This is a genomic window from Actinacidiphila sp. bgisy160 (genome assembly GCF_965342435.1).
In the GTDB taxonomy this organism is placed as follows: Bacteria; Actinomycetota; Actinomycetes; order Streptomycetales; family Streptomycetaceae; genus Actinacidiphila.
On the sequence record NZ_CBDRCM010000048.1, the window covers coordinates 31857 to 52555 of the forward strand.

The 20699-nt window shown below is 73.0% G+C and carries 16 protein-coding genes; 12 read left to right on the plus strand and 4 right to left on the minus strand.

From position 1 onward, the window contains the following. The first annotated feature begins 45 nt into the window (after positions 1-45). The 6 genes from ACRWNP_RS28860 to ACRWNP_RS28885 all read left to right on the plus strand — a co-directional run bounded on the left by ACRWNP_RS28860 (position 46) and on the right by ACRWNP_RS28885 (position 11138). Positions 46-1752 (plus strand): glycerol-3-phosphate dehydrogenase/oxidase, encoded by a 1707-nt coding sequence (locus tag ACRWNP_RS28860; RefSeq protein WP_431966428.1) that lies wholly within the window; start codon positions 46-48, stop codon positions 1750-1752. A gap of 102 nt (positions 1753-1854) precedes the next feature. Next, positions 1855-3489: a serine/threonine-protein kinase gene (locus tag ACRWNP_RS28865; RefSeq protein WP_431966430.1), complete on the plus strand. Its 1635-nt coding sequence runs from the start codon at positions 1855-1857 to the stop codon at positions 3487-3489. Positions 3490-3610: 121 nt separating this feature from the next. Next, positions 3611-5455 (plus strand): protein kinase domain-containing protein, encoded by a 1845-nt coding sequence (locus tag ACRWNP_RS28870; protein WP_431966432.1) that lies wholly within the window; start codon positions 3611-3613, stop codon positions 5453-5455. An 81-nt stretch (positions 5456-5536) separates the two neighbouring features. Further along, complete coding sequence (locus ACRWNP_RS28875) at positions 5537-7423, plus strand: serine/threonine protein kinase (protein WP_431966434.1); 1887 nt, start codon at positions 5537-5539, stop codon at positions 7421-7423. A 329-nt stretch (positions 7424-7752) separates the two neighbouring features. Continuing rightward, positions 7753-9354, plus strand: a complete 1602-nt coding sequence (locus ACRWNP_RS28880; protein WP_431966436.1) for a succinic semialdehyde dehydrogenase — start codon at positions 7753-7755, stop codon at positions 9352-9354. Further along, the gene (locus ACRWNP_RS28885; protein ID WP_431966438.1) at positions 9354-11138 is read left to right on the plus strand and encodes a GMC family oxidoreductase N-terminal domain-containing protein; all 1785 of its coding nucleotides are present in this window, start codon (positions 9354-9356) and stop codon (positions 11136-11138) included. Before ACRWNP_RS28880 ends, ACRWNP_RS28885 begins: the two co-directional genes overlap by 1 nt. 513 nt (positions 11139-11651) lie before the next feature. Here ACRWNP_RS28885 and ACRWNP_RS28890 read toward each other — a convergent pair. Further along, on the minus strand, positions 11652-11930 hold the full coding sequence (locus ACRWNP_RS28890; RefSeq protein WP_431966440.1) for a chorismate mutase: 279 nt from the start codon (positions 11928-11930) through the stop codon (positions 11652-11654). A 279-nt stretch (positions 11931-12209) separates the two neighbouring features. Between ACRWNP_RS28890 and guaA the strand changes: the two genes are divergently transcribed. From guaA to ACRWNP_RS28905, 3 genes are all read left to right on the plus strand, one after another. After that, entirely contained in the window at positions 12210-13793 is a 1584-nt protein-coding gene (guaA, locus tag ACRWNP_RS28895) for a glutamine-hydrolyzing GMP synthase (RefSeq protein ID WP_431966442.1), read from the plus strand. Between the two features lie 89 nt (positions 13794-13882). Next, complete coding sequence (locus tag ACRWNP_RS28900) at positions 13883-14674, plus strand: class II aldolase/adducin family protein (protein ID WP_431966444.1); 792 nt, start codon at positions 13883-13885, stop codon at positions 14672-14674. A gap of 120 nt (positions 14675-14794) precedes the next feature. Beyond that, positions 14795-15313 (plus strand): DoxX family protein, encoded by a 519-nt coding sequence (locus ACRWNP_RS28905; RefSeq protein ID WP_431966446.1) that lies wholly within the window; start codon positions 14795-14797, stop codon positions 15311-15313. Here the strand turns inward: ACRWNP_RS28905 and ACRWNP_RS28910 are convergent. Together ACRWNP_RS28910 and ACRWNP_RS28915 are read right to left on the minus strand one after the other, a co-directional pair. Continuing rightward, complete coding sequence (locus ACRWNP_RS28910) at positions 15251-15517, minus strand: hypothetical protein (protein WP_431966449.1); 267 nt, start codon at positions 15515-15517, stop codon at positions 15251-15253. The genes ACRWNP_RS28905 and ACRWNP_RS28910 overlap by 63 nt on opposite strands. Next, complete coding sequence (locus ACRWNP_RS28915) at positions 15514-16767, minus strand: PspC domain-containing protein (RefSeq protein ID WP_431966451.1); 1254 nt, start codon at positions 16765-16767, stop codon at positions 15514-15516. Before ACRWNP_RS28915 ends, ACRWNP_RS28910 begins: the two co-directional genes overlap by 4 nt. A 109-nt stretch (positions 16768-16876) precedes the next feature. On the opposite strand from ACRWNP_RS28915, the gene ACRWNP_RS28920 reads away from it, so the two are divergent. Continuing rightward, positions 16877-18178 carry a PspC domain-containing protein gene (locus ACRWNP_RS28920; RefSeq protein WP_431966453.1) on the plus strand — a complete coding sequence of 434 codons (1302 nt, stop codon included), beginning with the start codon at positions 16877-16879 and terminating at the stop codon, positions 18176-18178. Next, on the plus strand, positions 18175-18846 hold the full coding sequence (locus ACRWNP_RS28925; RefSeq protein ID WP_431966455.1) for a LuxR C-terminal-related transcriptional regulator: 672 nt from the start codon (positions 18175-18177) through the stop codon (positions 18844-18846). Before ACRWNP_RS28920 ends, ACRWNP_RS28925 begins: the two co-directional genes overlap by 4 nt. Before the next feature lie 47 nt (positions 18847-18893). Here ACRWNP_RS28925 and ACRWNP_RS28930 read toward each other — a convergent pair whose 3' ends face one another. Further along, positions 18894-19961 (minus strand): NlpC/P60 family protein, encoded by a 1068-nt coding sequence (locus ACRWNP_RS28930; protein WP_431966457.1) that lies wholly within the window; start codon positions 19959-19961, stop codon positions 18894-18896. A gap of 338 nt (positions 19962-20299) precedes the next feature. Between ACRWNP_RS28930 and ACRWNP_RS28935 the strand changes: the two genes are divergently transcribed. After that, the gene (locus ACRWNP_RS28935) at positions 20300-20653 is read left to right on the plus strand and encodes a hypothetical protein (protein WP_431966459.1); all 354 of its coding nucleotides are present in this window, start codon (positions 20300-20302) and stop codon (positions 20651-20653) included. Positions 20654-20699: the final 46 nt, after the last annotated feature.

Below are 20699 nucleotides of genomic sequence, written 5' to 3' on the forward strand. Positions count from 1 at the left end.
GGGAATGCGCTGAGGCGCGACCCCGCGTCACGACGGGAGGCCAGGATGCTGACGGCGACACTGGGACCGGCGGAGCGTGGCTCCGCGCTTGCCCGGATGGCGGAACAGGAACTCGACGTACTCGTCGTGGGCGCGGGCGTCGTGGGCGCCGGAACGGCGCTGGACGCCGCGACGCGCGGGCTGACGACCGGCATCGTGGAGGCCCGCGACTGGGGGTCCGGGACGTCGAGCCGGTCGAGCAAGCTGATCCACGGCGGGCTGCGCTACCTGGAGATGCTGGACTTCGCCCTCGTCCGGGAGGCCCTCAAGGAGCGCGGTCTGCTGCTCCAGCGCCTGGCGCCGCACCTGGTGAAGCCGGTGCCGTTCCTGTACCCGCTGCAGCACCGCGTCTGGGAGCGCTTCTACGCGGGAGCCGGCGTGACGCTGTACGACACGATGGCGCTGTCCTCCGGGCACGGGCGGGGCCTGCCGCACCATCGTCACCTCAGCCGCAAGAGCGCGCTGCGCGTGGCGCCGTGCCTGCGGAAGGACGCCCTGGTCGGGGCGCTGCAGTACTACGACGCGCAGATGGACGACGCCCGGTACACGATGACGCTGGTCAGGACGGCCGCCGCCTATGGCGCGCTGGCCGCGAACCGGGCCCGGGTGATCGGCTTCCTGCGCGAGGGCGAGCGCGTGGTGGGCGCCCGGGTCGAGGACGTGGAGGCCGGGGGCGTCTACGAGGTGCGCACCCGGCAGATCGTGAACGCCACCGGGGTGTGGACGGACGACACGCAGGCGCTGATCGGGGAGCGTGGGCAGTTCCACGTGCGGGCGTCCAAGGGGATACACCTGGTCGTGCCGAAGGACCGGATCCACTCCGCGACGGGGCTGATCCTGCGGACGGAGAAGAGCGTGCTCTTCGTGATCCCGTGGGGCCGCCACTGGATCGTCGGGACGACGGACACCGACTGGAGCCTGGACAAGTCGCACCCGGCCGCGTCCAGCGCCGACATCGACTACCTGCTGGAACACGTCAACTCCGTGCTCGCCGTGCCGCTGACGCGGGACGACGTGGAGGGCGTGTACGCGGGCCTTCGACCGCTGCTGGCGGGGGAGTCGGAGGCCACCAGCCAGCTGTCGCGCGAGCACACCGTGGCGCATCCGGTGCCCGGCCTGGTGGTGGTCGCGGGCGGCAAGTACACCACGTACCGGGTGATGGCCAAGGACGCGGTGGACGCTGCCGTGCACGGCCTGGCGCACCGCGTCGCCGGGTGCGTCACCGAGGAGATCCCGCTGGCCGGCGCGGAGGGCTACCACGCCCTGTGGAACGCCCGGGCCAGGATCGCGGCGCGCACCGGTCTGCACGTGGCGCGGATAGAGCACCTGCTCAACCGCTACGGATCGCTCTCCGAGGAACTTCTGCAGCTGATCGAGGACGACCCCTCGCTGGGCCGCCCGCTCGGCGGGGCCGACGACTACCTGCGCGCCGAGGTCGTCTACGCCGCCTCGCACGAGGGCGCGCGGCACCTGGACGACGTGCTCACCCGGCGCACCCGCATCTCCATCGAGACCTTCGACCGCGGCACGCTCAGCGCCCGTGAGGCCGCCGAGCTGATGGCACCCGTGCTGGGCTGGGACAAGGACCAGGTGGAGAAGGAGGTCGAGCACTACGAGAAGCGGGTCGAGGCCGAGCGCGAGTCGCAGCGCCAGCCCGACGACCAGACCGCGGACGCCGCCCGGCTGGGCGCCCCGGACATCGTGCCGCTGTAGCCCCCGTCGGTACGCCGGGTGAGGCGTGGGCCACGGCCTTGACGGGGTCGGCGGCCCGGCCGGATATCGTTCCTTCTGGTACGTGGCAGGAAGGGGCGCGCGATGTCCGACCTCGGACGCCTGGTGGCCGGGAGGTACCGGCTCGTCGAGCGGATAGGCCGCGGCGGCATGGGCACGGTCTGGCGGGCCGACGACGAGCTGCTGGGTCGTGCGGTGGCGGTCAAGCGGCTGCACCCGCCGCAGCCGCATCTGCAGGACGACGAGCTGGAGACGCTGTTCGAGCGGACCCGGCGGGAGGCGCGTAGTGCCGCGCGGATCAGTCATCCCAATGTGGTGGTGGTCCATGACGTGGTCGACGACGAGGGCCTGCCGGTGATCGTGATGGAGTACGTGCCGTCCACGACGCTGGGTGACCTGCTGAAGGAGCGGGGTCCGGTGGGGCCGGGGGAGGCGGCGCGGATCGGCCGGGCCATGATCGCGGCGTTGCGTGCGGCGCATGCGGCGGGAGTGCTGCACCGGGATGTGAAGCCGGGCAATGTGCTGTTGTCGGAGTCGGGCCGGGTGGTGCTGACGGATTTCGGTATCGCGCAGGCGTCGGGCACGTCGACGCTGACGCGGACCGGTGAGCTGATCGGTTCGATCGACTTCCTGGCTCCGGAGCGGCTGACCGGTGGTGCGCCGGGGCCTCAGGCGGATCTGTGGGCGTTGGGGGCGACGTTGTTCCAGGCGGTGGAGGGGCGTTCGCCGTTCCGCCGGGACACGGCGATCGAGACGGCGTACGCGATCGCGACGGATGAGGTGCCGGTGGCGGCCAGTGCCGGGCCGTTGGGACCGGTGATCGCCGGATTGCTGGTACGGGAGCCGGAGCGGCGGCTGTCGGCGGCGGAGACCGAGCGGATGCTGCGGGCGAGCGCCGCCGAGACCGAGACCGCGAGCGTCCCCCGCGACAGCCTCGCCCTGTCGCGCACCGCTCCGACCGCCGTCGTCCGGCCCCCGGCACCGGCCCCGCGGCCCGCGCCGCCGCACGTGCCCACGGTCCCGTCGGGGGGCGCGGTCGCGCCGGCGGCCCCGGAGCGCCGGCGCCGCACCGGCGTACGGGCGCTGACGGCCGTCGTACTGGCCGCGGCCCTCGCCGGCGGCGGGTTCTACGCCGCCCGGTACTTCGGCGGCCCCGCCGGCGCCCGGGACGACGGGGCTCGGCCGGGCCACTCGGCGCCGTCCTCGCCGTCCTCGCCGTCCTCGCTCTCCCCCTCCCCCTCGCCGTCCTCCTCCGCGCCGGGCCCGTCGCCCGTGCCGGCCGGCTACCACCTGGCCGAGGAGCCGGACCGCGGATTCTCCGTGCCGGTGCCCGACGGGTGGACCCGCAAGGTGAGTGACGACGGCCGGCAGGTCATCTACGTCGACCCGACCGGCCTGGCCGGCATGCGGATCGGCACGCTGGACTACGCGGCGAACGACCCGCTGGCGCACTTCGAGGAGGAGGAGCAGCAGACCATCCCCAAGCTGGACGGCTACGAGCGGCTGCGCATGCAGAGCACCCGGTGGCGTGGTCAACCGGCGGCCATCTGGGAGTTCACCTTCAAGGGCAAGGCCCGGGGCTTCCAGGCCATCGACCTCGGCTTCGGGCAGCCCGGTGAACGGGAGTTCGCCGTCTACCTCTCCGCGCCGACTGCCCAATGGGGTGATTTCCGGCCGGTCTTCGACAACGCGATGGCCGGACTCGTCGTCCACGACTAGCACACGGCGGGGCCGGGGTGGGACCACGGCCCCGAGTCAGGGATGATGGAGTCCTCCATCCCGCGGTCGCCGCAAGCAGGCGATGAGGGAGCTTCATCTTCAGCGACTGCAGAGGGAATTCATGGGTCAGGCGCACGACACCGACCAGCGTCTCATCGCCGAGCGGTACCGACTCGGCGCAGTCCTCGGCAAGGGCGGTATGGGCACCGTCTGGCGGGCCGTCGACGAGACGCTCGGTCGCACGGTCGCCGTCAAGGAGCTGCGCTTCCCCCACAACATCGACGAGGACGAGAAGCGCCGCCTGGTCACCCGCACCCTGCGCGAGGCCAAGGCGACCGCCCGGATCCGCAACACCGGGGCGGTGACCGTCTTCGACGTCGTCGAGGAGGACGACCGGCCCTGGATCGTCATGGAGCTGGTCGAGGGCCGCTCGCTGTCGGACGCGATCCGCGAGGACGGGCCGCTCTCCCCGAAGCGGGCCGCCGAGGTCGGGCTGACCGTCCTGGACGTCCTGCGGGCCGCCCACAAGGAGGGCATCCTCCACCGTGACGTGAAGCCGTCCAACGTCCTGATCGCCGACGACGGCCGCGTCGTGCTCAGCGACTTCGGCATCGCCCAGATCGACGGCGACCCGTCGGTCACCTCCACCGGCATGCTCGTCGGCGCTCCCTCGTACATCTCACCGGAGCGGGCGCGCGGCCAGAAGCCGGGCCCGCCGGCCGACCTGTGGTCGCTGGGCGCGCTGCTGTACGCCTCGGTCGAGGGCCGGCCGCCGTACGACAAGGGATCGGCCATCGCCACGCTCACCGCGGTCATGACCGAGCCGCTGCGGACCCCGCGCAACGCGGGCCCGCTGGCCGACGCGATCCACGGGCTGCTCAACAAGGACCCAGAGCTGCGGTTGGACGACGCGGGCGTGCGCCCCCTGCTCACGGGCGTCGCCCACGCGCCGGACGTCCCGGTCGCCGAGGCCACGCGCACCATGCCGCTGCCGCCCTCCGACCCGCAGCCGACGCCCACTGACGCGCCCCCGGCCGCCCGGGCCGCCGCCGCCGACCAGGCGGCGCTGCGGGCCGCGAAGGCCAAGCCGGAGCCCGCGGCCGCCCCGGCGACCGTGTCCGCGCCGGTCGCGCCCGCCCCGGTGCCGGCGGCCGCCCCGGCCCCCGCCCCCCGGTTGCCGCTCCTGGCGTCGCTGGACGAGCGCCGCCGCCGGGGAGTGCTCTTCGCGGCGATCCTGGTGGCGCTCGCGCTGCTCGGGACCGGCATCGGCGTCTGGGCCGCCCGGGGCGACGACGACGCGGGCTCCCGCAATCCCGCCAAGCCGCCGGCCTCCGCCAACCCCAAGTCCGGCGACGACGGCGTCCAGGACGGCAAGGGCGGAGACGGCCAGGGCAAGGGCGGTGACGGCTCCGGCAAGGGGAAGGACGACAACTCCCGCAAGGGTTCGGGCAGTTCCTCCTCCGGTTCCTCGGACGGCTCCGGCAACGGGAAGGACGGCACCGGCGCCGTTCCGGTCGGCTGGAAGACCTACACCTCCTCGGCCGGTGACTTCTCGATAGCGCTGCCCGACGGCTGGGCCGAGAACAGCCGCGACAACGGATACGGCAGCGGCCGGATATTCAACGCCGGCAAGCGGCCGCGTGTGCAGATCGACTGGACCGGCAAGCCCGGCAGGGACGCGGCGGCCGCCTGGCGCGACCAGGAGCCGCGGTCGAGGAGCGGATACCCCGGCTACCAGCAACTGTTCATCAAGACGGTCGACTACCGCGGCTACCGCACGGCCGCCGACTGGCAGTTCACCTTCACCTCCGGCGGCACGAAGATGCGCGCGGTGAACCGGGGCTTCGTGGTGGACGACCGCCACGGCTACGCGATCTTGTTCACGGCGCCCGCCGCGGACTGGGACAGTCCGAAGACCCAGGCCATGCTGGCGAGCTTCTTCAACACCTTCAAACCGGCCAAGTGACGCCGCCCGAGCACGTATCGTGAATCATTGCGGACTGTCCGCATCCAGAACGGATCGGATCTGACGCTTTGGGGAGGCGTCGTGGACGACTACGCGGGACGCGTACTGGCCGACCGCTACCGCCTGCCGCGGCCGCCCGCCGACGAGTTCGAACTGGTGGAGACCCGGGCCTGGGACACGTTCAGCGACCAGGAGGTGCTGATACGCCAGGTCCTGCTGCCCGAGGTCGTCAGCGCCGAGCCCGGGCCGCACCACGGTGATGGTGGGGACGGCGGGGACACCGCCCGCCGGGCCCTGGAGGCGGCGCGGGCGGCGGCCGCGATACCCGACCACCCCCGGCTGGTGCAGGTCTTCGACATCTTCGTCGAGGACGGCAGCGTGTGGATAGTGAGCGAGCTGATCGCCGCCCGCCCGCTCGCCGCGATCCTCGCCGACAAGCGGCTCAGCCCGTATCGTGCCGCCGAGGTCGCCTCGGACGTGCTGACCGCGCTGCGCGTGCTTCACGCGCACGGCTGGGTCCACCGCAATGTCACCGGCCGGACCGTGCTGGTCTGCGACGACGGCCGGGCGATGCTCTCGGGCCTGGCCGTGGGCGCCGCCCAGGAGGCCCTGTGCGGGTACAACCCGGTGCCGGTGCCCGCCATGGCCGGCGGCGGCCGGACGCCCGGCGGCGGCTGGGACGGGCCGCACTCCGCGCTGGAGCTGGAACGCGCCCGGCAGGCCCGGCTCACCGTGGTCGGACCGGTCACCGAGCGGTGGGCCCCGGAACAGGCCACCGAGGTCCACGAGAACTGGCAGCTCGCCCCGCCCGTCGGCCCGGCCGCCGACCTGTGGGCGCTGGGGTCGCTGCTCTTCCGCAGCGTCCAGGGGCATCCGCCGTTCCCGGAGGAGAGCACCGCGGAACTGGTCCAGCTGGTCGTCGCCGAGCCGCCCGCGTACGCCGAGGAGTGCGGCCCGCTGCGGCCCGTCGTGGAGTCCCTGCTCCGCCAGGACCCCGAGGAGCGGCCCGGCGTGGAGGAGCTGCGCGGCTGGCTGCGCTCGCTCGTCCGGTCCGCGCCGGAGCCGGACCTGGGGCTGAGCACGGTGCCGGTGCCTGTCGACGATCCGCACAAGCTGCCCGTCGTACGGCGCCGGGGCGAACTGGTGCGCCGCCGCAAGGCCGCCGCCGACCCCGTGCCCCTCCATCCCGCGCACGGACGCCACAAGCGCACCAAGGAGCCCGGGCAGCGGTCGGCGCGCGGGCCGCGCAGCCTCGGGATCACCCTGGTCGGGCTGGTGCTGCTGCTGATGGCCGCCGCCGTGCTGTACGCCGTGCTCTTCATGCCGCGCGGCGGGGCCACGGACGACGAGGGCGCGGCCGGCGCCACGCGGACCCTGCCCGCGCAGGTGCCCGGCGGCGACGAGCGGCCACAGACGACCAAGCCGCCGGGCACCAAGGCCCCGCGGAGCACGGCCCCCGCCACGAGCGCCCCACCGGCCACGCGGTCCGCCCCCGCGGACGACGCCGCCACCACGGGCCTCGGCGGCGACTTCCGGCTGCGCACCGACCCGGAGGGCTTCAGCCTCGCCGTCCCCAACGGCTGGCAGCGCGCGGGCAGGAACGGCGACGGGCAGGTCCGCTACACCGGCGGCGACTACCAGATGCTCGTCGTGCCCGGCCGCGACACGGTCGCCGACAAGGGCAGCGACCCGATCGTCTACCAGAACGACGAGCCGGAGCTGGCGGGTTTCCGCGCCTCCGGCTGGTCCTCGGCGTCCGGGCTGCGCCGGCTCGACATGGGCGGGATCGCGGCCGCGGAAGGGGAGTTCAGCTGGAGCGACGGCTCCGGGCGGCAGCTGTTCGGGCGCAATCTGGTGATGATCCGCGACGGCAGGTACCACGTCGTCCTGGTCATCGGGCCGGACGGCCGGCGCGCCGACGTCAAGCGGTACTTCGAGAAAGCCGCGGAGACCTACCGCACCACCTGAGCGCGGGCGCCCGGACCGGAACTGTGCGGGTCCGGCGCGCGTCGCAGGGGCCGTGGGCGGCAGGGGACGGGTCCGGGAGGCCCAGGACGTCGTGCCGGGATGAGGACGGCCGCCGGTACGACCTGTGGGGTCTCCTCGCCGCTCCAGCCGGCCGAGCGGGGACGCGACTACTCCGGCACCGCACGCGTCACCTACCCCCCCGGGTGACGCCCCGGCGGGGAGGGGCCGGGGACGGCTCGCGGCGTTCGTGCCAGCTTTTGCTGGCGTAATTGTGAAAACCGGCTACTGACGGGTATGCACGCGGTGCCACCCCGTCGTACGCTCCCGCCATGACGGACTCTCCTACTGCCGGTAACGGCAATCCGGTCGCCCCCTCCGGCACCAGGACCGCCGCGGACGTGGTGACCCCGGACCTCGTGGCGCGGCTGACGCGGGGCGTCGTCGGCAGCGGCCGGACCGTGAACCACACGCCACTGACCGGCGAGAAGCTGGCGGAGCTCCCCGAGGCGACGCCGCAGGACGTGGCGGCGGCCTACGAGAGGGCGCGGGAGGCGCAGAAGGCCTGGGCGGCGACGCCGGTGCGCCGGCGCGCCGCGGTGCTGCTCCGCTTCCACGACCTCGTGCTGGCCCGCCAGTCCGAGGTGCTGGACCTGATCCAGCTGGAGACCGGCAAGACGCGGCTGCACGCGCACGAGGAGGTGCAGGCGGTCGCCGTCGCCGCCCGGCACTACGGCGTCAAGGCCCCCTCGTACCTGAGGCCCAAGCGGCACACCGGCGCCATCCCGACCCTCACCAAGGTGCGGGAGCTGCGGCACCCGCGCGGTGTCGTCGGCCAGATCGCGCCGTGGAACTACCCCCTCGAACTCTCCATCGGCGACGCGCTGCCCGCCTTCGCCGCCGGCAACGCCGTCGTGATGAAGCCCGACACCGAGACCGCCCTGACCGCCCTGTGGGCGCGCGAGCAACTGATCGAGGCCGGGCTGCCCGCCGACGTCTGGCAGGTCGTCGTCGGGGAGGGCCCGGTCGTCGGCCCGGCGGTCGTGGAGCACGCCGACTACGTGTCCTTCACCGGTTCCACCCGTACCGGCCGGGACGTGGCGACGCGCGCCGCGGCCCGTCTGATCGGCGCCTCCCTCGAACTGGGCGGCAAGAACGCCCTGCTGGTGCTGGAGGACGCCGACCTCGACAAGGCCGCCGAGGGCGCGGTCCGCGCCTGCTTCTCCTCGGCGGGCCAGCTGTGCATCTCCATCGAGCGGCTCTTCGTCCACGCCTCCGTCGCCGACGCCTTCCTGGAGCGCTTCACCGCGCGCACCAGGGCCCTCAAGCTCGGTACCGCCCTCGCCTACGGCGCAGGGATGGGCTCGCTGGCCGGCGAGCGCCAGCTGGAGACCGTCACCCGGCACGTGGAGGAGGCCGTCGCCAAGGGCGCCACCGTCCTCACCGGCGGCAGGGCGCGGCCCGACGTCGGCCCGTACTTCTTCGAGCCGACCGTCCTGGACGGCGTCGAGCCGCCGATGGCCGTGTGCGCGGAGGAGACCTTCGGCCCGGTGGTGTCCGTGTACCGCTTCACCGACGAGGACGAGGCGGTCGAGCGCGCCAACGCGACCCCGTACGGCCTCAATTCCAGCGTCTGGACCAAGGACACCCGCCGCGGCGCCCGCATCGCCGCGCGCCTGCGCAGCGGCACCGTCAACGTCAACGAGGGCTACGCGCCGGCCTACGGCAGCGTGCAGTCCCCGATGGGCGGCATGAAGGACTCCGGGCTCGGCCGCAGGCACGGCTCCGAGGGCATCCTCAAGTACACCGAGGCGCAGACCGTGGCGACGCAGCGCCTGCTGCCGATGGCCCCGTCGCTGGGCATGGACGACGCGGCGTACGCGGCCTTCATGAGCCGCAGCCTCCGCGTGATGAAGACGCTGAGGCTCCGCTGATGGAGGGGGAGCGCATGTCCTACGACTACGACGTGATCGTGATCGGCTCCGGCTTCGGCGGGTCGGTGTCGGCACTGCGCCTGACCGAGAAGGGCTACACGGTCGGCGTCCTGGAGGCGGGCCGCCGCTGGACCCGGGAGTCGCTGCCGAAGAACTCCTGGCACATCAAGGACTACCTGTGGGCCCCGGCGCTCGGCCTGTACGGGATCCAGCGCATCCACCTGCTCGACAACGTCATGATCCTGGCGGGCGCGGGTGTCGGCGGCGGTTCGCTCAACTACGCCAACACCCTCTACGTGCCGCCGAAGGCCTTCTTCGAGGACCGCCAGTGGGGCCACATCACCGACTGGCAGGAGGAGCTGGCCCCCTACTACGACCAGGCCAAGCGCATGCTCGGCGTGCGGCTCAACCCGACCATGACCCCCTCGGACGTCCACCTCAAGGCGACCGCCGAGAAGATGGGCGTCGGCGACTCCTTCCACATGGCCCCGGTCGGCGTGTTCTTCGGCGACGGACGGGACGCCGCGGGCGACGCCAAGGCCGCGCCCGGCGTCGAGGTCCCCGACCCGTACTTCGGCGGCGCCGGCCCGTCCCGGCGGGCCTGCACGGAGTGCGGGGAGTGCATGACCGGCTGCCGCCACGGCGCCAAGAACACCCTCAACGAGAACTACCTCTACCTCGCCGAGAAGGCGGGCGCCGAGATCCACCCGATGACCACCGTCACTGCCCTGTCGGAGAACCCCGAGGGCGGCTACGACGTCACCGTCGTCCCCACCGACCGCCGCCGCAAAGCCAAGCCGCGCGTGCTGCGCGCCGGGCACGTGGTCGTCGCCGCCGGGACCTACGGCACCCAGACGCTGCTGCACCGCATGCGCGACGCGGGCCGGCTGCCCGGCCTGTCCGCGCGGCTCGGCGAGCTGACCCGCACCAACTCCGAGGCGCTGGTGGGCGCGCAGACCGACAGCCGGCGCTACCGCAAGCGCACGGGCGAGCAGCGGGTGGACTTCACGCGCGGCGTGGCCATCACGTCCTCGATCCACCCCGACGAGAACACCCACATCGAGCCGGTCCGCTACGGGAAGGGCTCCAACTCGATGGGCGGCCTGTCCATCCTGCAGGTCCCGCACGGCACCCGGCTTCCGCGCGGGCTGGCCTACCTGGCGCACTGCGCGCGCCACCCGGTCCTGCTGATGCGGTCGCTGTCCAACCGCCGCTGGTCCGAGCGCACCATCATCGGCCTGGTCATGCAGTCCCTGGACAACTCGCTGACCACCTTCCGCAAGCCCAAGGGCCTGGGGAAGGGCCTGCTCACGGCCCGGCAGGGGCACGGCGCGCCGAACCCCGCCTTCATCCCCGAGGGCGCGGAGGCCGCGCGCCTGCTCGCCGAGGAGATCAACGGCTTCGCGGGCAGCAATGTCGGCGAGTTGATGGGCACCCCGCTCACCGCGCACTTCCTGGGCGGCTGCGTGATCGGCGAGGACGCCGAGCACGGCGTGATCGACCCGTACCACCGGCTGTTCGGGCACCCGGGCATCCATGTGGTGGACGGTGCCGCGGTCTCCGCCAATCTGGGCGTCAACCCCTCGCTCACCATCACCGCGCAGGCCGAACGCGCCATGTCCCTGTGGCCCAACAAGGGCGACGCCGACCCGCGTCCGGCGCAGGGCGACGCCTACCGGCGCGTCGCCGCCGTCGAGCCCAAGCACCCGGTCGTCCCCGCGGACGCCTTCGGCGCCCTGCGGCTGCCGGTGCTCCCCGTCCCGCCGGTCCCGCCCAAGGCCTGACCCCGCCGGACACCCGGACGCCGAGGGGGCCGCGCCCGTCCGGGACCCGGCCCCCTCGGCCGTTCTCCGCCGGGGTACCGGACCGCGCGGGGAGCACCACGTGTGGTCCGACTCACTCGATCGAGGGTCGGATACCTGCTCAAGTGCCGCGAAATGAGTAGTGTGTTCCTCGCAGAGCGGCCGGTCCCCGGCGTCCCCGGAACCGACCGCCACTTTGAGTCGCGACCGGGCTGCTGTCCCCTGCCGTCCGGTCACTGATCACCGGAGCGAGGTCCCACGACGCGGCCGCATTGCTTCCACTCGCGCGGGCGCGCCTCATCGCTCCGGTGGCACCCCGCCCAGCTGCGTCTGAGCGGTGTCCACGCGTGGTGTTCGACGTCCTTGCTTCCCTGGCCCAGGGTGACCGCGCCTGGCTGGCACGGACACCGGATTCAACGAAGGCATCCGTAGGCGGTCACGTGCCGTACGGGTGATGCCCCCCGAACGGGTCACAGGGCCGGTGCCACGCGGGTTTCAGACCCGGCCGCGGCACAGCTCCAGCAGGGTCATGGCGAGGGCGGTGCCGGGCTTGCCCAGCTGGTCGCTGTAGCGGCGGAGGATGTCCATCTCGCGGGAGAGGTGCACCCGGCGGCCGCCGGACTCGATGCGGGCGCGCTGGATGCCGGCCGAGACCGTCATCCGTTCCCTCACCAGCGCGATGATCCGCGCGTCGAGGTCGTCGATCCGCTCGCGGGCGTCCGCGATGACGGCGGTCGGGTCGGTGGTGCGCGGTGCTGCCGGGGTGCCGCTCATGGGGTTCCTCCTCGGGGGCCGGGCCCCCCGGGCCGCCCGGGACGGGAAACGCCAGGCGCCCCGGGCCTTGTGGCCCGGGGCGCCTGGTGACGTCTGGATGCGTTTCCTCGCTCAGACAGCACGACCGTGGCAGCCGGACCAGCCGGTGCCATAGGTAAACGCGAAGTGCGTGCTGTGCAGCATGTCGCACAGTGTGGGCCCTTGGGCCGGGGAAGTAAAGCCGTGGGCCCCGGTAGACTCGGTGGGGACCCCACGTTCGACACCGCCGGAAGGCCCACCGTGGCATCAGCGACCCCAGCCGCCCCCGACACCGTCCTCGTCGTTGACTTCGGGGCGCAGTACGCCCAGCTCATCGCCCGCCGCGTCCGCGAGGCCCGGGTCTACAGCGAGATCGTGCCGAGCACGATGCCGGTCGAGGAGATGCTGGCCAAGCGGCCCGCGGCGATCATCCTGTCGGGCGGCCCCTCGTCCGTGTACGCCGAGCACGCCCCGCGGCTGGACCGGGCCCTGTTCGAGGCGGGCGTCCCCGTCTTCGGCATGTGCTACGGCTTCCAGCTGATGGCGATCACCCTCGGCGGCACCGTCGACAACACCGGGGCCCGTGAGTACGGCCGTACCCCGCTGCACGTCGGCAAGACCGGTTCCACGCTCTTCGAGGGCACCCCGGCGGAGCAGTCGGTGTGGATGTCGCACGGCGACACCTGCACCGCCGCCCCGGAGGGCTTCACCGTCTCCGCCTCCACGGACCTGGTGCCCGTGGCCGCGTTCGAGAACGACGGGAAGAAGCTCTACGGCGTCCAGTACCACCCCGAGGTCCTGCACTCCGACCACGGCCAGCAGGTGCTGGAGCACTTCCTCTACCGCGGCGCCGGCATCGCCCCGGACTGGACCACGCACAACGTGGTCGAGGAGCAGATCGCCGCGATCCGCGCCCAGGTCGGCGACAAGCGCGCCATCTGCGGCCTGTCCGGCGGCGTGGACTCCGCGGTGGCCGCGGCCCTGGTCAACAAGGCCATCGGCGACCGCCTCACCTGCGTGTACGTCGACCACGGCCTGATGCGCAAGGGCGAGTCCGAGCAGGTCGAGAAGGACTTCGTGGCGGCCACCGGCGTCCAGCTGAAGGTCGTCGACGCGCAGGAGCGCTTTCTGACCGCGCTCGCCGGGGTGTCCGACCCGGAGGAGAAGCGCAAGATCATCGGCCGGGAGTTCATCCGGGTCTTCGAGCAGGCCGCGAGCGAGATCGTCGCCGAGGCCGGCGCCCACGGCGAGTCGGTGGAGTTCCTGGTGCAGGGCACCCTCTACCCGGACGTGGTGGAGTCCGGCGGCGGCACCGGAACGGCCAACATCAAGTCCCACCACAACGTGGGCGGCCTCCCCGAGGACCTGCAGTTCCAGCTCGTCGAGCCGCTGCGCAAGCTGTTCAAGGACGAGGTCCGCATGGTCGGCCAGGAGCTCGGCCTGCCCGAGGAGATCGTCCAGCGCCAGCCCTTCCCGGGCCCGGGCCTGGGCATCCGCATCGTCGGCGAGGTCACCAAGGAGCGCCTCGACCTGCTGCGCGAGGCCGACGCGATCGCCCGCGAGGAGCTGACCGCGGCCGGCCTCGACCGCGACATCTGGCAGTGCCCGGTCGTCCTGCTCGCCGACGTCCGCTCGGTGGGCGTGCAGGGTGACGGCCGCACCTACGGTCACCCCATCGTGCTGCGCCCGGTCTCCAGCGAGGACGCCATGACCGCGGACTGGTCGCGGCTGCCGTACGAGGTGCTGGCCCGGATCTCGACCCGGATCACCAACGAGGTGGCCGACGTCAACCGCGTCGTGCTGGACGTCACCAGCAAGCCCCCGGGCACCATCGAGTGGGAGTAGCCCCAGGCGTGGGGCAGGCTTGGGGCGATACCGGGGAAACCTGGTATCGCCCCTGTTCATCTGCGGTACCTCGGGGTAACTTCCGCGCCATGACCGACACCGCGCCCCGACCCGTACCCCCCGATCAGCTGCACTTCGCCCTCCCGCCCACCTTCGAGGACCCCGCGGCCGAGCGCAGGCACCGCAAGGAGCGGCTGGTCGTGGCGCTGCGGGCGTTCGCGGAGCTGGGGTTCGAGGACGGAGTGTCGGGGCACATCACCGTGCGCGATCCGGAGCTGCCGGACCACTTCTGGGTGAACCCCTTCGGGGTGCCGTTCGGGCACCTCACCGTGGGCGAGCTGATCCTGGTCAACCAGTACGGCGCCGTCGTCGAGGGCCGGCACCACGTCAACCAGGCGGCCTTCACCATCCACGCCCATGTGCACACCGCACGGCCCGACGTGACGGCCGTCGCGCACAGCCATTCGACCTACGGCCGGGCGCTGGCCGCGGTCGGGGAACGGCTGGAGCCGATCACCCAGGACGCCTGCGCCTTCTACGAGGACCACGCCCTGTTCGACACCTACACCGGGGTCGTCGTGGACGAGGCGCAGGCCCGGCGCATCGCGGAGGTCCTGGGCGCGTACAAGGCGGTCGTGCTGCGCAACCACGGGCTCCTGACGGTCGGCGAGACCGTGGACGCGGCGGCGTGGTGGTTCATGACGATGGAGAAGTCCTGCCAGGTGCAGCTCAGCGCCAAGGCGGCGGGCAAGCCGGTGTGGATCGCGCACGAGGACGCGCTCGCCACGCGCGAGCAATTGGGACACGATCTGGTCGCCTGGATCAACTACCAGCCCACCTACGAACGGATAGCTCGCGATAATTCAGAGCTTTTCGATTGAACAACGGCCGCTTCGCCCACGTATCTCTCAGGGCGCTCCTGGAGAATCGGTCCGGGAGGGGGTTCACGGCACCTGCGGTGTGAGAGGGCGGACGTCATGAGCGTGACGGGCATAACGGGCATGAGCGGAACGAGAGACACGGAGCGGTACCCCAGCCAGGGACCGTGGCGGGACACGGCACGGCGCTACGCGCTGCTGCCGCTGCGCATCTTCCTCGGCGTGACCTTCGTCTACGCCGGCTTCGACAAGCTGATGTCCGACACCTTCCTCAACGACAGTGCCCCGGGATCGCTCGTGGGCACCCTGAACGCGGTGCGCGGCAGTGCCGCGATCCCGGCCATGGTCGACCTGGCCCTGAAGAACCCGCACGGCTTCGGCTACGCGATCGCCCTCGGCGAGATCGCCGTCGGCATCGGCACGCTGGTCGGCCTGCTCAGCAGGATCGCCGCCCTGGGCGGGGTGCTGATCTCGCTGAGCCTGTGGCTCACCGTCAGCTGGGCCACCCAGCCGTACTACTACGGCAACGACCTGGCCTACCTGATGGCCTGGCTGCCGCTGCTCCTCGCCGGCGCCCCGCTACTGTCCCTCGACGCCATGATCGCCGGACGGCGCGGCGGGGGACGGCGCGGGCCGGCCTGAGCGCCGGGCGGCGGCCCGTCCCCGGGCCACCCGCGCGGTGACCGCCCCGAGTGCCGCGAGTCCCAGACCCGCACAGGTCAGGGGCACCGCGGCGCGCGGGGACAGCGACACCTCGCCCGCGGCGTCGAGCAGGAACACCGCGGCCAGCCCCAGCAGGACCAGGCCGGTCAGGAGCGCCGAGGGCGCGAACCGATGCCGTCTCACGGGAACTGCACCACCTTCACCTGTCCGACGCCCACTTCGACGTCCAGCTCCACCGTGCCCTCGGACTTCCGTCCGTCCACCGGGTCCAGGGTCACCTTGCGGTTCAGGCCGGGCTGGACGTCGATGTCCTTCTCCTTCTCGCCGGGCAACTGCACGTCGCCCACGCCCACCTGGACGTGCATCCGCAGCGTGACGTCCTCCGGGACCCTGACCACCAGCTGCCCCGCGCCGACCTGGGCCCGCGTCGCGACGGTGCGTCCGCCCGGCTGCAGCTTCGACAGGTCCAGCGTCGCCCGGCCGGTGCCCAGCTCGTACGAGTCCCGCACCGCCGAGAGCGTGGCGGGCGTCCAGGTGCGCTGCTTCCAGTCGGTGCCGACCGACCGCGGCAGCGTCGTGGAGCCCACCAGCAGCGCCGCGGTCAGCAGCACCACGAAGACGGTGCCGCCGCCGAGCCGCCCCCACCAGGTGCTGACCACGAAGCCCAGGCCGAACACGGCCAGCGCGCAGCCGAGGCCGATCTGCACGCTGGTGGCCAGCGGCTGGGACGACCAGGACGCGGCCAGGCCGCCCGCGGCGGCCGCCGCCGCGAGGAAGAACACGAGCACACCGAGCCAGGCGCTCTCGCGCCGCACCGCCCGCCGCCGGTCCCGCCACTCGCGGCGGTCGCGTTCCGCGTCCGCCGGACCGTCGTCCGGCCCCCACAGATAGCCGCCCGGCCCCGGTACCGGGGGTGCGTCCTCGACCGAGGGCTCCTTCCACCACGCCGCGGTGGCGGGGCGCGGCGGCGGCTGGGTCGGCGGCGGTGCCATCGGCTGCGCCGGCGTCTCGGTCGCCTGGCGCCGGTGCACCGACCAGTACACGGCGCCGGCGAAGGCCGCCAGCAGTCCCAGCGAGAAGGCCAGGTTGCCACCGCTGCCCAGCATCGACAGGAACAGCCCGCAGCCGACCAGCGCGACCAGCACCGCGGTCAGCGCGGTCCCCTCCACCCGCCCGGACAGCAGCCGGTGCGCCTCGCTCTCGGTGTCCCCCTCCAGCGGGACGAGCAGCCACGCCAGGCCGTAGGCCACCAGCCCGAGGCCGCCGGTGAGCGCCAGGACGCCGAGCACGATCCGGAAGACCACCGGGTCGATGTCGAAGTACCGTCCCGCGCCCTCGCAGACGCCGGCGATCACCTTGCGCTCGCGGCAGCGCGCCAGCCGCCGGCCCGGCGGTGAGCCGGCCGCCTCCGTCTGCGTGTACTGCTCCGTCATGGCTCCATGGTGGCGGCCCGGGACGTGTGCCGGTATCCGGAACGACCCTGACGCCGCATGGGGGCCAACCCTGATACCCACCGTGGGCGAAACGTGTGACGATCGGGACATGCCAGCCGCCGGACCGCCGACCAGCCCGCCCAACGGGGCGTCGTACTTCGCGCCGCCGGACCCGGCCGAGTCCCCGGTCCGCAGGCTCTACCGCAGCTCCGAGGGCCGGATGATCGGCGGCGTCGCCCGCGGGCTGGCCGGGCACCTCGGACTGCCCGTGGCCTGGGTGCGGGTCGTCTTCGTCGTCCTGGCCACCATCCAGGGCCTCGGCATCCTGCTGTACGCGGTCTTCTGGTTCGTGGTGCCGCTCGGCGTCGGCGGGGTCGTCGAGGCCAAGGAGCCGCGCGACGCCCGCTCCTGGCTCGCCGGACGCAGGCCCGACCGGGGCCAGATCGTCGCGCTCATCGCGCTCGCCATGGGCCTCGGCATCCTGCTGGACAACCTCAACCTCGGCAGGGCCAACGCCTACGTCTGGCCGCTGCTGCTGATCGGGCTCGGCGTCGCCCTGGTGTGGCGGCAGGCGGACAACGCCCGCCGCGCCCGATGGGCCGAGCTGAGCCGCCGCAAGAGGCTGCTGCCGTTCGCCCGCGGCGCCGCCGGGGTGATCCTGGTCGGCGTGGGCGTGACCGGCTTCCTCGTCGTGCAGGGTTCGGTCAGCCACCTGGGCACCATCCTCCAGGCCGCGCTCGCCGTGCTGGTCGGCGCGGCGCTGATCGCCGGACCATACCTCGTGCGCATGACCCAGGACCTGTCCGCCGAGCGTCTCGCCCGCATCCGCGCGCAGGAGCGGGCCGAGGTCGCCGCGCACGTCCACGACTCCGTGCTGCACACCCTGACCCTCATCCAGCGGCACGCCGAGGACCCTCGCGAGGTCGCCCGGCTGGCCCGCGCGCAGGAACGGGAGCTGCGGGCCTGGCTCTACCGGCCCGAGGGCAACGGCAAGGACGACGAGCCCGCCACGCTGGCCGAGGCGGTGCGCCGGGCCGCGGCCGAGGTGGAGGACGCGCACGGCGTCCCTGTCGAGGTGGTGTGCGTCGGCGACTGCCCGCTCGACGAACGGCTGGTGGCGCAGATGCAGGCGGCCCGCGAGGCCATGGTCAACGCCGCCAAGTACGGTGGGGACGAAGCCGTGCAGGTGTACGCGGAGGTCGAGGAGAGCAAGGTCTTCGTATCGGTCCGCGACCGCGGCCCCGGCTTCGACCTCGAGGACGTACCGTCGGACAGGATGGGCGTCCGGGAGTCGATCATCGGCCGGATGCGGCGCAACGGCGGCGAGGCGCGGCTGCGCTCCGCACCGGGCGGGGGGACGGAAGTGGAGCTGGAGATGGACAGGGCCCAGGGACCAGGGAGGTCGTCATGAGCACGGAGCGACGCGTGAGGGTCGTCCTCGTCGACGACCACCGGATGTTCCGCACCGGGGTGCAGGCCGAGATCGGCGAGACCGAGCGGACCGGGGTCGACGTGGTCGGCGAGGCCGCCGACGTGGACCAGGCGGTCTCCGTCATCACCGCCACGCGGCCCGACGTCGTCCTGCTCGACGTCCACCTGCCGGGCGGCGGCGGGGTCGAGGTCCTCAAGCGCTGTGCGGGGCTCATGGGCGACGCCGAACACCCGGTGCGCTTCCTGGCGCTGTCGGTCTCCGACGCCGCCGAGGACGTCATCGGGGTGATCCGCGGCGGCGCCCGCGGCTACGTCACCAAGACCATCACCGGTCCCGACCTGGTCAGTTCGGTCTTCCGGGTCGCCGACGGCGACGCGGTCTTCTCGCCCCGGCTGGCGGGATTCGTCCTGGACGCCTTCGCCTCCACCGACGCCCCGCCGGTCGACGAGGACCTGGACCGGCTGACCCAGCGCGAGCGCGAGGTGCTGCGGCTGATCGCGCGCGGCTACGCGTACAAGGAAGTCGCCAAGCAGCTCTACATCTCGGTGAAGACGGTCGAGTCGCACGTGTCGGCCGTGCTGCGCAAGCTGCAGCTCAGCAACCGGCACGAACTCACCCGCTGGGCGACCGCGCGCCGGCTGGTCTGAGGCCCCGCGGCCGCGGGTGTCACGCCGCGGGTGTCACGCCGCGGGTGTCACGCCGGACGCGTGGCGCCCGCGAAGGGCATCTGGTCGACCGGGGCGAGCTTGACGACGTCACCGGTGCGGGGGGCGTGGATCATCATGCCGTTGCCGACGTAGAGGCCGACGTGGCTGATCCCTGAGTAGAAGAACACCAGGTCACCGGGCTGCAGTTGGGAGCGGGGGATCCGGGTGCCCGCGTTGATCTGGGTGTACGTCGTGCGCGGCAGGGACACCCCGCCCGCCCGCCACGCGGCCTGCGTGAAGCCCGAGCAGTCGTACGACGAGGGCCCGGTGGCGCCCCAGACGTAGGGCAGCCCGAGGGAGTCGTAGGCGAAGGAGACGGCACGGGCGGCGCGCGCGTTGGGGGCGGCGGCGGGCGCCAGGCCGGCGCGGGAGCCGGCGGCGCCGCGGCCGACGCGGGCCGGGTCGGCGGAACCGTGGCCCCCCGAGGACAGTACCTCGGCGCGCTGGCCGGCGGTGAGACGGCCGAGCAACTGCCGCGCGGAGGCCAGGCGCTGCTCCACGGTGCGCTTGTGGCGGGCGAGTTCTGCGCGGGTGCCGCGCAGCTCGTCGAGCTCGGCGCCCGCCTCGGCGCGCAGCTGCTCGATGTCCCGCCGCTGGGCCGACAGGGCGCGCAGCGCGGCATTCTGACGGCTGCTCATCCGGTCCAGCATCCCGGCGCGTTCCAGGTAGTCGCCGGGGGAGGAGGCGAGGGCCAGCTGGACGGCGGGGTCGATGCCACCGCTGCGGTACTGCGCGGTGACGAGGGAGCCGAGACCGTCGCGGGTGCTGTTCAGGCGCTCGGTCCTGCGGGCGAGCTCGTCCTGCAGGCTCTCGATCCGCTCGGTGGCCGTGTCCGCCTTCTCCTTCGCGCCGTTGTACCGCTCGGTGGCCTGCTCGGCCTCCTCGTACAGCCGGTCCACCCGAGCCCTGGCCTCGTCCGTGGTCAGCCGGGGCTCGGCGTGCCCGGCCTCCCCGAACAAGGTCACGGAGGCCGCGCCCGCCAGGGCGAGACCGGCCGCGGTGCGCGCGGTCGTGCCTGACAGGCCGCGTTGCTTGGGCCTTCTGTGCGACGCCACGCGCCGTCACTCCTTCCGGGCTGTCCGTACGCCCCCCGGCGGTCCGGCGGCGGGCGGACGGGGAGCCGTCCACCGCCGGACCTTCGGCGGGGGCGGCCGTGCCGGGGACGGGGTCCTCGCGGCAGTGGGGATCGGCCACCTGGTGCAGGACGCTAAACCTGGCCGCCCGAGGGGGCTCCGGACTGTACGGGACTGGTCCGATTCGGCCGCGGTCTGCCCACGGATGACCGCTGTTCGACGGGTGACCTGGTCACTTGTGGTCCGGCCGTGACCGATATGACGTGAGAGGGCGACCTCGGTGCCGGTTGCTGATAAGAGCCTGGCTAGGGTCCTGAGTCATGGACGTACTCATCAACCTGATCGTCGGTCTGCACATCATCGGCATCGCCGCCCTGCTGGGCGGCTTCCTCACCCAGATGAAGGCCATGGGCCGCGGCGAGGCCCGTTTCGTGCCGGGCATGCTGCACGGCGCGCTGACCATGCTGGTCACCGGCGCGCTGCTGGTCGGCCTCAACCAGGCCGACGACCAGCCGGTCGACAACATCAAGATCGGCGTGAAGCTCGCGATCCTGGTGGTGATCCTCGGCCTGGTCTACGTCAAGCGGGACGAGGAGAAGGTGCCGGCGGCGGCCTTCGGCACCGTGGGTGCGCTGACCACCGCCAACATCTTCATCGCGGTGCTGTGGACCTGAACCCGGCCGCGGGGACGGGCCGGGCTCGGGCTCAGGCCGTCCGGGC